General features: G+C 61.0%; 2 protein-coding genes. Both read right to left on the bottom strand.

Features of this window, described 5'->3' with window-relative positions:
• Positions 1-44: 44 nt before the first annotated feature.
• Complete coding sequence (locus ACEN9P_RS05315; protein WP_495621330.1) at positions 45-13,175, bottom strand: SPM autocatalytic domain-containing protein; 13,131 nt, start codon at positions 13,173-13,175, stop codon at positions 45-47.
• On the bottom strand, positions 13,172-14,008 hold the full coding sequence (locus ACEN9P_RS05310; RefSeq protein WP_495621329.1) for a hypothetical protein: 837 nt from the start codon (positions 14,006-14,008) through the stop codon (positions 13,172-13,174). The genes ACEN9P_RS05315 and ACEN9P_RS05310 overlap by 4 nt, the downstream gene beginning before the upstream one ends.
• Between the last annotated feature and the right edge of the window lie 14 nt (positions 14,009-14,022).

The following is a 14,022-nucleotide window of genomic DNA, read 5'->3' as shown; positions in this document are numbered from 1 at the left end:
TGGGGGCGACAGCCGGTTGGAGCCTGCCCGGTGTCGTTTTTTCCTCAATGCCAATTAGCCGCCAGTACAGGCGCGAGCGCGGTTTGCTGCGAAGCCGACAAACTTGTCTGGCCCATGGGCGGCGGTGTGAAAGCGGCCATGGCCTGCACCAGCGCTTCGACCTGGGTGTCCAGCAGCACCTTGCCGTCGCTGAGCTTGATCTGCTCGACGTGGTACTGATTGCCCAGGTACCAGTTCTGTACCGTCATCTTGTCCGACGTGCCGATGATGCTGATCGCCAGGTCGTTGCCCGTGTGGCTGAACCACAACTGGTTGGTGGCGATGCCTGAACTGAAAGACAGTACATCCACATTGCCTGGTTTGGCATCGCTTTCCTGCACGGTGTCTGTGCCATAGCCGCGACTCATCTGATAGGTATCGCTGCCGCTGCCGCCTATCATCAAATCGTCGCCGGCCTGCCCATCCAGCACATCATTGCCCGCGATGCCTTGCAGCGTATCGTTGCCGTCGCCCCCATACAGAACGTCGTTGCCATAAGCCATGCTGGAGAGCTTGGCGATGACTTCGGTGCTGCCAAATCCCACAAGGTCGGCCTGGCCGTCTCCATTGATGTCGGCGAGGCGGCGCGGAGACAAATCGTTGCTGGTCCAGCCCTGTGCCGCGGTGTAAAGCCCCAGCATGGACTGCGGCGTATCGAAGTAGCCATTGGCTTGGCCCAACGCCACCGAAAGCCCATTGCTGCCAAAGCCCACAATGTCGGCCCGCCCATCGCCATTGACGTCGGCCAGCTCCCGGGGCGCGGTGGTCTGGGATGCCCAGCCGCCCGCTGATGGGCCTGATCCAAATGCTCCCAGCGCTTTGTACATCGTGCCGAAAGTGCCGTTGCTGTTGGCCAGCGCCACGTAAGTGCCGTCGCCGGTGAATCCGACAATGTCGGCCCGGCCGTCGCCATTGACGTCGGCGAGCTTGCGAGGGGTCTGGTCGTTGTTGGTCCATCCGCCTGCGTCGCTGAAGCTGTAGGTCGCCGAGAAGAATTGCTGGAATGTCCCGTTGGCGTTGCCGAGGGAAGTGAACACCTGGTCGCCGCCGAAACCCACGATGTCCGCCCGTCCGTCGCCGTTCACATCTGCCAGTTCCCGCGCGTACCGCGTTTGGGTTTTCCAACTGCCGCCATCTTCCCCGGCTCCAAATCGGCTTAGCGCCAGGCGCGAAGCGCCAAAACCCCCGCTGCCATTCGCCAGAGCGACGTAGGTGCCGGAACCCCCGAATCCCACAATATCCGCCTTGCCGTCGCCATTGACATCGGCCAGCTTGCGCAAATAAACGTCGTTGTTCGTCCAGCCGCTGTTGAGGGCAAACTCGGTGCTCCCCCTGGATGCCACCGTATAAGTGCCGTTGGCCTGCGCCAGGCTCACGTACACCCCGTCGTTGGCAAAGCCCACGATATCCGCTCGCCCATCGCCATTCACGTCGGCTAGTTCGCGAACGTAGGACACGGAATTATTCCAGCCCGAACTGGCCGAATAGTTGGTGGACAGCGACAGTCCGGTATCAAAAATCACCCCGGCATCGTCGCCCTGCAGCAGGTCGCTGCCGGCACCGCCGTCAAGGCGGTCGTCACCGGCACCACCTTTGAGCATATTGTTGCCGCCGTTGCCCGTCACGGCGTTGCTCAGGGCATTGCCCGTGCCGTTCAGAGCCAGGCTGCCCGACAGGACAAGTTTCTCGACATTGGCCGTGAGGGCATAGTCCACCGAACTGGTGACGGTGTCGATGCCTTCATTGGCATTTTCCACCACCATATCGCCGGCGTGGTTCACGATGTAATTGTCTTCGCCAGCCAGGCCTTCGAGCCGGTCGGCACCGACGGTGCCGGCCAGCGTGTCGGCGCCGGCCGTGCCGAGCAGCCGGTTGATCGTCGCGGTGGGTGCGCTGGCCACACTTTCGGCCGCACCAAAGCCGTCGGTGTAGTTGGCGGTCACACGTACGCTTTGGCCGGCCATGGCAGAAGTCAACGCAAGGCTGCCGGCCGTCGCACCGGCGATGGCGCTCCAGTTGGTCCCGTCGGTGGAGATTTGCCATTGGTAGCTGAGGACGCCCAGGCCATCAAGATCTGCCAAGGTACTGCTGATGTTCAGCACGTCTCCTTGCTGAACAGTGGTCACCGGGCCAAGCACCGCCCCTGCGCGCAGCAAGCCGATAGCGCCGGTAGGGGCATCGTTGACGTTGGCTACCGCTGCTGTTGCCGCGCTGGCCACGCTTTCTGCCGTTCCCTGTGTATCTGTATAGCTCGCCCGGACGCTGATGGCCTTGCCGACCTGGGCATGGCCGAGCGTGAACGTGACACCCGTGGCGCCGGCAATCGCCGCACCGTTGGCGAGCCATTGGTAGCTGACCACACCCAAACCATCGGCATCGGCCAGGCTGTTGCTTGCGGTCAGGGTCTGGTTCTGCGTGGGCGTTCCACTGATGGACGCTGTGCCGGTAGGGGCGTCATTGATATTGGCTACCGCCGCCGTGGCGGAACTCGTGACGTTCTCCGCCGCACCAAAACCGTCCGCATAGCTGGCTTTGATGCTGATGGTCTTGCCGACCTGGGCTTGCGTCAGCACCAGCGCGGCGCTGGTGGCGCCGGCAATTGCCGCCCCATTGGCCAACCATTGGTAACTTACCGCACCCAAGCCATCCGCATCTGCCAAGGTATTGGTCGCTGTCAGGGTCTGGTTTTGCGCGGGTGTGCCATTGATCGTCACGGTCCCGCCAGGCGCGTCATTGACATTGGCGACCGCCGCAGTTGCCGCGCTGCTCACGCTTTCAGCCGTGCCCTGCAGGTCTGTGTAATTCGCCTTGACGCTGATGGCTTTGCCGACATGGGCCTGAGTCAAGGCCAGCGTGGAGCCGGTAGCACCCGCAATTGCCACGCCACCTGCCAGCCATTGGTAGCTGATCGTCCCCAGGCCATCCCAATCCGCCAAGATATTGCTTGCGGTCAGGGTCTGGTTTTGCGTGGGCGTTCCGCTGATGGTCACAGTCCCGGTAGGGGCGTCGTTGACATTGGCGACCGCTGCTGTGGCTGCGCTGGTGACGGTTTCCGCCACACCAAAGCCGTCCAAATAGCTGGCCTTGACGCTGAGGGTCTTGCCCACTTGGGCCTGGCCTAGCGTCAGCGTTGCGCCAGTGGCACCGGTTATCGCCGTGCCATTGGCCATCCATTGATAACTCACCGCGCCCAGGCCATCCGCGTCGGCTAGCGTATGCGTCGCGGTTAGTATTTGGTTCTGGATAGGCGTGCCGCTGATGGTCACCATTCCGGTGGGGGCGTCATTGACATTGGCAACCGCCGCCGTGGGAGCGCTTGCCACACCCTCCGCTGTTCCCTGCGGATCGGTATAACTGGCCCTGACGCTGATGGCCCTGCCGACCTGAGCTTGGCCCAAAGCCAGCGTGGAGCTGGTAGCGCCCGCAATCGCCACACCGCCTGCCAGCCACTGGTAGCTGATCACCCCCAGGCCATCCACATCGGCCAGGGTGTTGGCTGCGGTCAAGATCTGGTTCTGGGTGGCTATGCCGCTGACCGTTACCGTGCCCATGGGCGCGTCATTGACCGGCGTGACCGTCACCTTGGCCTGGACGGCCGCGGAGGATTCCGCGCCGCTGTTGTCCTTGGCCACAGCCATGAACGCATTGAGTGCGCCATTGGCGTTCGGCGCAGGCGTCCAGTAGGCGTTGCGCGTGCCGTCCACGGTATTGTTGGTGGCCGCATTCCAGGCGGTGGCCGTGGCGGCCGTAGCCCCTATGCGCAGGCTACCGCTGCTGACGGCCTTCACAACAAAGGCGGAAACAGCGCCGTCCACGTCGGCCTCATTGCCCTGGGTCAGCAGTTGCGCCAGGGTGATTTGCGCTTCACTGTCTTCATTGGCCGTCGTCACTGCCGCTGTAAAAGCCGTCAGCGTGGGCGCGTCGTTGACCGCCGCGAGCGCGAAGCTTTGGGTGGCAGGGGTGGCGACCGTGCCATCACTCACGCCGTAGCTCAGGTTCACGGTGCCGTTGTAGTTGGCCGCGGGTGTGAGGGTCCAGGTGCCGGTGGCCGCATTGAAAGCCGACAGCGTTCCATTGCTGGCGTTCAAGTTCACGACCGACAGCACACTGCCCTCGACGTCGCTGTAGCCGGCCAACAGGCTGGCCTGGGTGACGGTGTAGGCGGTATCTTCGGTGCCGCCTGCCAGCGAAGCCTTGGCCCCGGTCAGGACAGGTGCATCGTTGACCGCGACGAGCATAAAGCTCTGCGTGGCCGGCGTGACAACTGTCCCATCGCTGACACCGTAGCTGAGGTTCACCGTACCGTTGTAGTTGGCGCCCGGCGTGAAGGTCCAGCTGTCCGTCGCCGCGGTAAAGGCCGACAGCGTGCCGTTGCTGGCGCTGAGATTGACCACTGACAGCGCATTGCCGTCCACATCGCTGAAACCGGCCAGCAGGCTGGCCCGGGTGACGGCGTAGGCCGTGTCCTCGCTGCCGGCGCCCAGCGTGGCCTTGGCGCCCGTCAATACTGGCGCATCATTGACCGGCGTGACGCTGAAATTCAAGGTCTTGGGTGCGATATCAAAGGCGCCCAGCTGGTCTTTGACCGAGAACGTCAAGTTCGCATAGTTGCTGCCGTTGGCATTGGCTATCGGGCTGAACACCAGCCGGCCGGCGGCGAGATCTGCCGCGCTGACAATTTGTGCCGCCGTGACATTGGCGCCATTGAGCTTAAGTGCTCCAGCCACCGGCAGGCTGTCGATGCGTACCGCGCTCAAGGTATCACCGGCATTGGCGTCGCTAAAACCCAGGTCGGCTGCCGTAACCGTATAGCTGTTGTCTTCGTTGAGCGTCACAGTTTTGCTGGTCCCGACAGGCGCAACGTTCAGCAAGCCACTGAGCCAGGTGGCGTCCTTCAAGCCACCATCGGCGAACTCAAACTGTTCAAGGGCATAACTCCCCGGAGGCGGTGCGGCAAAACTCACGCTCTCGCCTGAGGTCAGGGACAGCGTGACTCGTCCGTTGACCAGGCTGGCACGGACCTGCGCGGCCGTGATTCCCGCGCCGAACACAATGCGGTCGTTGCCGGCGGCATCGGTGATGCTGTCCTGCCCACTGCCCAGGCTGAAACGGTAACGGTCATCACCGGCCCCGCCGTCCAGGGTGTCCGTGCCCGCGCCGCCGTCCAGCGTGTCGTCGCCATCGCCCCCAAACAGGGCATCATTGCCATAGGGTTTGCTTGAGAGGATGCCCACAACCTCGGTGTTGCCAAAGCCCACCAAGTCGGCACGCTTGTCTCCATCCATATCGGCCAGCCGGAGCGGCGTCAGATTTTTGTTGCCCCAGCCTTGGGCGGCGGTGTAGAGCCCAGGGATGGATTGCGGCATTTCAAAAGAGCCGTCTGCCTTGCCCAGCGCGACTGAAAGCCCGGTGCTGCCAAAGCCCACAATGTCGGCTCGACCATCCCCATTCACATCGGCCAGTTCCCTCGGGGTGGTGGTTTGCGAAGCCCAGCCGCCGCCTGCCGCCCCGGAGCCGAAAGCGGACAGCGCCTTGAATGCGGGGCCAAAAGTGCCGTTGCTGTTGGCCAGGGCTACATAAGTGCCATCGGCCGCGAAACCCACGATGTCGGCTCTATGGTCGCCATTGACATCGGCGAGTTTTCGAACGGACTGGTCGTTGTTGGTCCATCCATCGGCATCGCTGAATTTATAGGTTCCCGTGAAGAAGTCCTGGAATGTCCCGTTTGCATTGCCCAGGGAGACGACCACCTTGTCGCCGCCAAAGCCCACGATGTCGGCACGGCCGTCGCCATTGACATCGGCGACTTCGCGGGTATGCCGTATTTGGGACTTCCAGCTGCCACCGTCCTCTCCGGCCCCGAATCGGCGTACGCCAAGTTGGGAAGCGTAAAAGCCGCCACTGCCGTTGGCCAGAGCGACATAGGTAGCGGAATTTCCAAACCCCACAATATCCGCCCTGCCGTCTCCATTGACATCAGCCAGCTTGCGTGGATTGATATCGTTGCTGGTCCAACCGGTATTCAGGCTAAACTCATTGCTCACCCGGGTGGCCGCCGCGTAGCTGCCATTGGCCTGGGCCAAGCTGGTGTAAACACCGTCGCCCGCGAAACACACCATATCGGCCTGCCCATCACCATTGATATCGGCCATCTCCCTCGGATACTGCGTGGCGTTCATGAAGCCCGATCTCACCGTATATGCGGTGGACACCGACAAGCTGGAACCGAAGCTCAGCTTGCTTGAGTCGGCCATCGGGTCATCACCCAGCAGCACGTCATTCCCGCCATTCCCTTCAAGGCGGTCATCCCCGGCCCCGCCTGTGAGCAGGTTGCTGGCATCGTTGCCCGTCATCGTGTTGGCCAGCGCATTGCCGGTGCCGTTGATGGCCGTACCGCCCGTCAGAACCAGGCCTTCCACATTGGCGCCCAGGGTGTAACTGATGCTGGCCTTTACCACGTCCTTGCCCCACTGGGTTCCGGTAAAGCCTTCGTGGCCATAGGTGTTGAAATAATTGCTGTCCAGCAGGTTGTCGGCCGCAATGGCGCTGCCTATGGGTGCTGCCTGGCCGTCGGCCAGCTCGATCACCTGGTCGCCTATGTTGTCTACAACATATACATCGTCACCCGCGCCGCCCGCCATGGTGTCCGCGCCGGCACCACCGTCGAGGTAATTGTCCGCCTGGTTGCCATAGAGGGATTCGGCATTGGTGTCGCCGAAAGCCTCCAGGTCCTCATTACCGGCCAGCAGGATGTTTTCGACGTTGGGGATGGCGCGCGCGTCCACGTAGGAAATCACAGTATCGGTGCCGCCGTTAACAACCTCAATCACCTGATCCTCGGCGTTCCCCCTCACATAAACGTCGTTACCCGCATCGCCTTGCATGCGGTCGGCGCCGCTGCCGCCATACAGCCAGTCATGGCCGGCCCCGCCGTAAAGGACGTCGATGCCATCGCCACCCGAAAGCAGGTCGTTGCCGTCGCCGCCATTGAGCACGTCGTTGCCGACGTCGCCATAGACACGGTCCGCGCCCGCGTCGCCGTCGATACGGTCGTTGCCATCGTCGCCATGCAGCAGGTCATCGCCGACGCCTCCGCTGAGCGCATCATTGTCCTTGCCGCCAAATAGCTGGTCATTGCCCGCTTCGCCACTCACGATGTCGTCGCCGGAATCGGCATGCACCACGTCGTCGGCGGCTCCCGCCGTCACACGGTCATCGCCCGAGCCGGCATAGATGTTGCCCACACCAGTTCCGCCGCGCACCTTGTCATTACCGGAGCCGGTACTGATCAAACCGCCCGCAGAGCCGGCCGTGACGTTGTCGGCCGCATTGGTCTCTTGCTGTTCGGAACTCACGTTGAATTTCACGTCGGCCAGCTTGGCCGTGCTGCCGTCCACCCGCGTATAGGTGCTCATGCCGTAGACCGTGTTGCCTTCTATGGTCTGCACCACGTTGTCGCTGACGAGGCTGATGGAGGTAATACCGCGCTGCGCCAGCGTGGTCAATTCGCCGACTGTTTGCAGGCCATTTTCATCGCGATCCTGCCAGACAAAGAACCCGTTCCACGGCGTGTCGGCCGCGGACAACTTATTGTCATGGTTGGTATCGAAGGCCGTCAGGCCTTCCAGGTCCGTGCGCGCGCCGGCCTTGTAGCCCTTGAAGCGGATCTCGTCGCGCAGGCCGATCACCCCATTGCCGTCGACGTCATAGGCCAGCAGGCCGTCTTGCCCGGAAATCCATCCCGTGCGCTCGCGCACACCATCCCCTGTGAAATCGTAGAAAGCCTGCGAATCCCGCGAGGAGATGAAATGAAAGCCTCCGCCGTTGAGATCCAGCACGATGGGGTCGCCGCCACCCCCGCTGCCACCACCATCTCCCCCACCGCTACTATCACCACCGCTGTCGCCGCCTGCTCCCGAGCCCTCAGCGTCTCCCCCGAAATCACCGCCACCTGGATCGGCACTTCCTGGATCGGGGCTTCCCGGGTCAGGGCTTCCCGGGTCAGGGCTTCCTGGGTCAGGGCTTCCCGGGTCAGGGCTTCCTGGGTCAGGGCTTCCCGGGTCAGGGCTTCCTGGGTCAGGGCTTCCTGGGTCAGGGCTTCCCGGGTCAGGGCTTCCCGGGTCAGGGCTTCCTGGGTCAGGGCTTCCTGGGTCAGGGCTTCCCAGGTCAGGGCTTCCTGGGTCGGTATTCCCCAGGGCTGAGTCGTCCGGATCATCCGACTGGCTCGGTGCGCCTGGGCCTGGCATGCTGGACTCATTACCCAACGAACTGTCATTCCCATCACCGCCCGTCGAGGCGTAATAAACCGGACTGGGCTCCGCGTTCTCAATCACCACCCTCAATTGCGAGGTCGCGCCCCCAGCATCGGTCACCTGCACGACAAAGGCGTCATCCAGGCCCGTGCCACCGGTATTGATATAGCTCCAGTTACCCGTCTGGTTATTCAAGTTCAAGACACCAAAGCGCGTGGTGTCGACCACCTCGTATCTCAAGCCGACTGGGGTTTCAATGTCCGTCGCACTCACGGTGCCTCGATGCCCATCCCGGAAATAGGCGGCCTGCCACTGGGCGGTCTGCACCGAGCTGCTGTTGCCGACATACATCTGGCCGTCCTTGAAGCCTACAAGCTGCGAGCTGCCTATGGTGCTGAACACCGCTAGCCCACGGGTGTCCGCCTGCGTAGCCCCCAATACCAGGCCCCGCGGCAGGCCGTATACCGTCACCTGGCCGGAACCATGGTCGCCGGTGTCGGCAGGTTTCATGGTGACCGACATGTCATCCCAAGTCGCCGCCCGCGTGTATTGGCTGTTGGAAATGACCGGGTTGTCATTGACGGCCGCCACGCCGACCTGTGCCGTGGCCATACTGCTGCGCCCCTGACCGTCGACCACGGTGTAGCCAAAGCTCGCCATGCCGTTGAAATTGACGCCGGGCCGGAAAGTGATCAAGCCCCGGGTCTGGTCCAGGCTCACGCTACCGCCCACCGCATTGCCCACCGCGCTGATGCCCAGCACTCCGCTCAGACCGGCCCGATCGTTGTCCAGCAACTGCGCCGTGCCGACCTGGATGGCCGTGTCCTCCACGCCGTCCATCAATTCATCGACGGCCACCAGCACGCCGTCGGCACTGCTGTGGGTGTGCGCCGCGCGCACGGCGGCATCGCTGCTCTGGCCGTAATCAGCCAGTGCCGTGGCCATCAGCCTGGTTTCGCCGGTTTCCTGAATTGTCAGCAAACTGTTGCCCAGGTCCTGCGTGATAAACCCGGCCGCGTCGGCTTGCAGGCTCATGGCCTGCATGGCCCGGCTCGCGCCGCCCATCACAAACTGGCCCGTTCCTACATTGAGCTGGGTAATGCCCTTGGCCGAGAGACTGGCCAGCTCATAGCTTTGTGCAATCCCGTCATGGTTGATGTCCTGCCAGACCTGCAGATGGCTGAAGGCCGCATCGTTGGCCGTGAGCCTGTTGTCGCCATCGGCATCCAGCGCCTGCAGCACATTGAGGCCACGTGCAGCCATATTGACCTGGGCATCGTTAAACATCTCGGCGCCGCCGCTGATCGCTCCGTCAGCGTTTTTGTCGATCACCAGGATGCCATCGCGCGGGTTGATCCAGTCGGTCTCTTCGGCAAAGCCGTCGTCATCGACGTCGGCCAGCACGCTGCCGCCCATGGCCCGGGTGGTGATGCTGATGCCGTTGTTGTCAAGGTCCAGGGCGATGGGGCGTATGGTTTGCCGGCTGACGGCGGTAATGCCGCCGGCATTGCCGGGTGCGGCATCGCCGAGGTTGGTGGCCAGCCATTGGCCCTGGGCGCGGGCGCGCTGTTCGGTGTTGAGGCCCGCCAGCAGATCTCCGCGCTGCGTTTGGGACAATGCCGTCTGGCTTTCCCAGGCCTGGACCAAGGCAGAGTCGCCCTGCAGCTTGCCATTGGCGATTTCCACAAACTGCTGGCTCATGTTTTTGAAGAAATCGGGCGAATTGGCGACTTCGGTAATCCCGGCATCCTGTGGGCTCAGCTGGGTGGGGGGCACATTCCCATATCCGGTAAAGGGCACGCCGACCCCGATAAAGTCGCCCTCCGAATTAAAGCGCCGGGCGTACGTTTCGCCGCTATGGCTGTCTTTCCAGTGCAGCGTGAATTCACCGCCACCGCCAGCCTCTCCCCTAAAGCTCAACCAGGGCAGGCGGGCCGCGATCAAGCCCATGTCGCTTTGCGGAAACTCGCTTTGGACCACGGTCCGCAGGCCGGCCAGCAAATTGGCCATGGTGCTCATCACCGGGGTGCCGCCCCCATCTCCGCCCTGGTCGGTGAGGACCGCATAGGCGTTCTTGCCGTCGCCGCTTTGCAGCCACTGCGCACTGCCGTGAATATCGGGTGTATCGTCATCCAGCAGGGAGCTGAAGATTTGGATGCCGGCGATGATCCAGCCGGCGGGGCCGGCCCAGCCCAGGGTGGTGAACTGGCTCGCGATGGCCAGGCTTGCGCTGGCCATGCCCAGCACGTCCCCTTTGGAGATCGCGTTGATGAGGTTTAAGTAGGGCAGGCCTTTGCCTATGCCGTCCATGACGGCGCCCACGCCATCAAACTGGCTCACCATTTCCTGAGCCAGCTGGTCGCCTTCATCAATCGCGACACGTGCGGCAAGCACGCTCCCGTACTGGTTGCTGATCTGCGCGCCCAGCAGGCCTTGCATACCCTGCAGGGCAGTCTTGATAAACACGGAGCCGCTGGCCAGGGCGCTGAGTTCGTCGCCTCGGGCCATGGAATCGCGAAAGCCTTTGAGGCTGGCCACAGCGCCCAAACCGCCGCCAATGGTTCCGAGTTCGGCGCTGTGGGTAAAGGTGGCAGCAATATTGAAGGCGGCAACGGCCACTGGCAACGGACTGCCGCCTTTGAGCGCGGCCACTAGGCTTTGAATGTCGGTCAGGGTTCGGCCAAACTCTTGGGCTTCTGCGGTTTGGTACCAGGCGGTGGGGTTGGTGGTGCTGGCGCCTTCGACGCTTTCCCAGCCATCGCTGTCGCCTGCGTCGCCTGCCGTAGCAAGCTGGGCGAGTTCACCGGTGCCTCTGCTAAAAAGAATGTCTTTGGCGTTGATGTCACTGTTTTGCAGGGCTGCATTGAGCAGCGTGCTGTTCGTAGGAATCTGACCGTTGATGGTCTCAATACTGCTGAAGGTCAGCGTATCAAGGTTGACCTCCGCATCGTCGGCCATCGGCACAGTGACCTGGCCTTTGAGCAATACAGACGAGCCACCGGCTTCCGACAAAACATAGCGGGTCGCGCTGCCCCAGGACGTATCCTGGACAATCAGGGTATCGTTGACGACATCGATACGGCCATAGCGGTCGCCCTTGCCTATCTCGATAACGCCATCAGAGATGATGAGGTATTCATCGCCCTTCTGCGCGAAGATGGCGTTGCCTGTTTGCTCTACGCTAAATCCGCGGGCACGCAAAACATCGATCATCTGACTGGTATCACCCTGAGGCAGGAAGCCAAGAGCCAACTGGGGAAGACTGGTGGTGTCGAAATCGTCGAAACCATAGTTACCATCTGCCAATGCGGTTTTGACTTTGGTTTCAGCGTCGCGTTTGGTGGGCGTACCGCTGGAGGGTGTTCTGACGGTTGCTGGGTTGATGTTGGCAGGCGGTGTTTGCCCTGGTTCGACAATGGGATGACCATCCTCTCCATAGCGCTGGCCACCGACGATAAATTCACCGACGAGGCTACCAACACCGGCGCCCGTGATTCGGGTGGTGTTCTGCTCAATTTTGTCCCCCTCCTTGTTCCATTTGGTGTAGGTCTGTTGTGTGCGGTCCCCGTTGACACGCCACCACTCCACCGTGCCATCGACGTGCCAGACGGTGCTGTCGATAGGTATGCCATCCGCGTTGTAGGTAAAAGATGTCAGGTCGCCTTTTTTGTAAGCACCATCGGGGGCATCCTCCGTGGCCTCGCCAACATAAGAGACAGACTTATCCTGATGATGAATGACGCTGGCGGAACCACGCGTTTCCACCGGTGCATTCGGCGAACGGCCCACCGAGGGTGACGAAGATGAAGAGGATGGGGCGGAAATGGTCACACCCGGAGCGATGCCATCCGCACCCGCATCGGTGGGGGGATTGGTGCCCCGGAAGTTATCCAGCCGGGCACCTGTCTCAACGCGTAACTTGCCGCCTGAGTTGTAGGCTGCGGCCAGTTCCCTGGTCGCGCCATCAGCACCCCAGCGCCAGGCAATGGCCATCAGGCCTTCCTTGGTGATCAACCTTCCGTCTATGACTTTGCCGACATAGTCCCAGGCTTTCAAGCTACTCAGTCGCGCCTCCAGCACATCGGCATAAAGCGAGGCGGCCTCGGTCTGCACAGTGGGGGTTTTAAGGAACTGCTCCAGGCTGCGCCCATCTTTCCAATTGCCTTTTTCGTCCATCCAGCCAATCGCCTGAAGCGCATTGCGCTGCATCTGGTATGACCCAAATGCGGTGCCGCTTTTGTTCACCAGGTTGTACTTATTCTCACCGCCAGCTTCCCACATCTGCATCTGGGTGAACCAGCTAACCTGGTAGGAGTCGCTTGCCAGTCCAGCGGCACTCAGAATGGGGGCGGGTTGCAGTGGTGGGAATTTAGTGGTGTCGGCGCCTTTCCAGATGTCCTGATCTGGATCGTATGCCTTGGTCACCCGGGTAAAGCCAAAGAAGGGTTTGGCGCCGCCACCCCAGAAGGTCTTCCCTTCTGCGCTTACTGAAAAATCCGCGTCCACAACGCCTTTGCCATCGGAATTGGCGCCCGCGGAGCTGCGAAATATTCCAGTGCCTTTGGTGGCATCAAAGCTGACGACGATGCCCACATGACCACTGAACCATACGAGATCACCAGATTTGACATTGGCATCTTCAACGGTTTTTTGCCATTGCTGACCTGCCGAAGAAAGTTCCCCTTTCTTCGCCATGATGGAACCAGTGGAAAAACCTTCACTTACACGATAACCACTCTTGTCCAGCAAGAAATTCACAAACCCACTGCAGTCAAAACCGAAGCGACCATCCTCCGTCAGCTGACCGCGATTACTACCTATTTCATCAATACGCGCGGAATTTGCGGCGCTGAAACGATAGCTGTTGTACAGAATGTCACTCATTGTTGAATCTCCTCGAACGGCCTAATGGCTTCTAGTTTTTTTAATGAGTTTCCCAAATGCTCAGAGGCCCATGTTTTGTTCTTGAGTTGCCATGTCATTCGCACCAAATCTGCCTCCAGCTCCTCGCCTTTGGCATTGGGATCGCGATCTGACTTTCCTTCAGACAACAGCTGGGTAGTTCTTGCGTTGGACACTTGCAAAATCTTCCATGAATGCGATGCCCGATAGTGCACAGGAAACTGCGGCCCCAGCTGATAAGGCAATTCCCTTGTCACATTCACCCGGGTTAGAAACCTCACATACCGTTTGTCGAGGTCTATCGCAACCCAACGGTCAATCTGATCATTGATAACACTTACTCCCCAACGAGGAAATTCTTCGTAGTGAACACGACTGCGAAAGCCTTCGACTTTTTCGAAACGCTTGCGCTCAAAGGACCATCGTTCGTATTCAAATGCGCACATCGATGGCTTCGATCCATCACTCGCCGCATCAGGACCTCCACTCTGGCTCGCCCGAACCAGCAGCAACTCCGCCCACACCGGCACAACCACCACACGCTCTGCCTTGTCCTCAAAATAGGGCTCTTTTGCCTGAATAGTGCGGACCATCATCTGGCTTGCACAGTCCAGATAAGCTTGATCTTTCCACATCGGAAACTTCACTTCTCGGCCATAGAAGCCCTGCTTGGGCCGGGCATCCTCGTCCAGAATGCTTTGAATATGCTGTTTTGCAGCCTGCAACTTCGACTCAGGGCTTGCTCGATAGTCGTTCTGCGCACCGGCGACAGAAGCCAGCCAGAAAATTACTGCCCCCAAGAAATAGCGTTTCATATGCACTTTCTCCT

The sequence above is a fragment of the Polaromonas sp. Polasp52 genome, from assembly GCF_059491565.1.
This window is presented reverse-complemented; position numbering and strand designations above follow the sequence as displayed.

What these genes read in the sequence shown, in the direction of transcription:
- ACEN9P_RS05315 (WP_495621330.1), bottom strand. Translation starts at nt 13,175, where the DNA reads ATGAGTGACATTCTGTACAACAGCTATCGTTTCAGCGCCGCAAATTCC.
- ACEN9P_RS05310 (WP_495621329.1), bottom strand. Translation starts at nt 14,008, where the DNA reads ATGAAACGCTATTTCTTGGGGGCAGTAATTTTCTGGCTGGCTTCTGTC.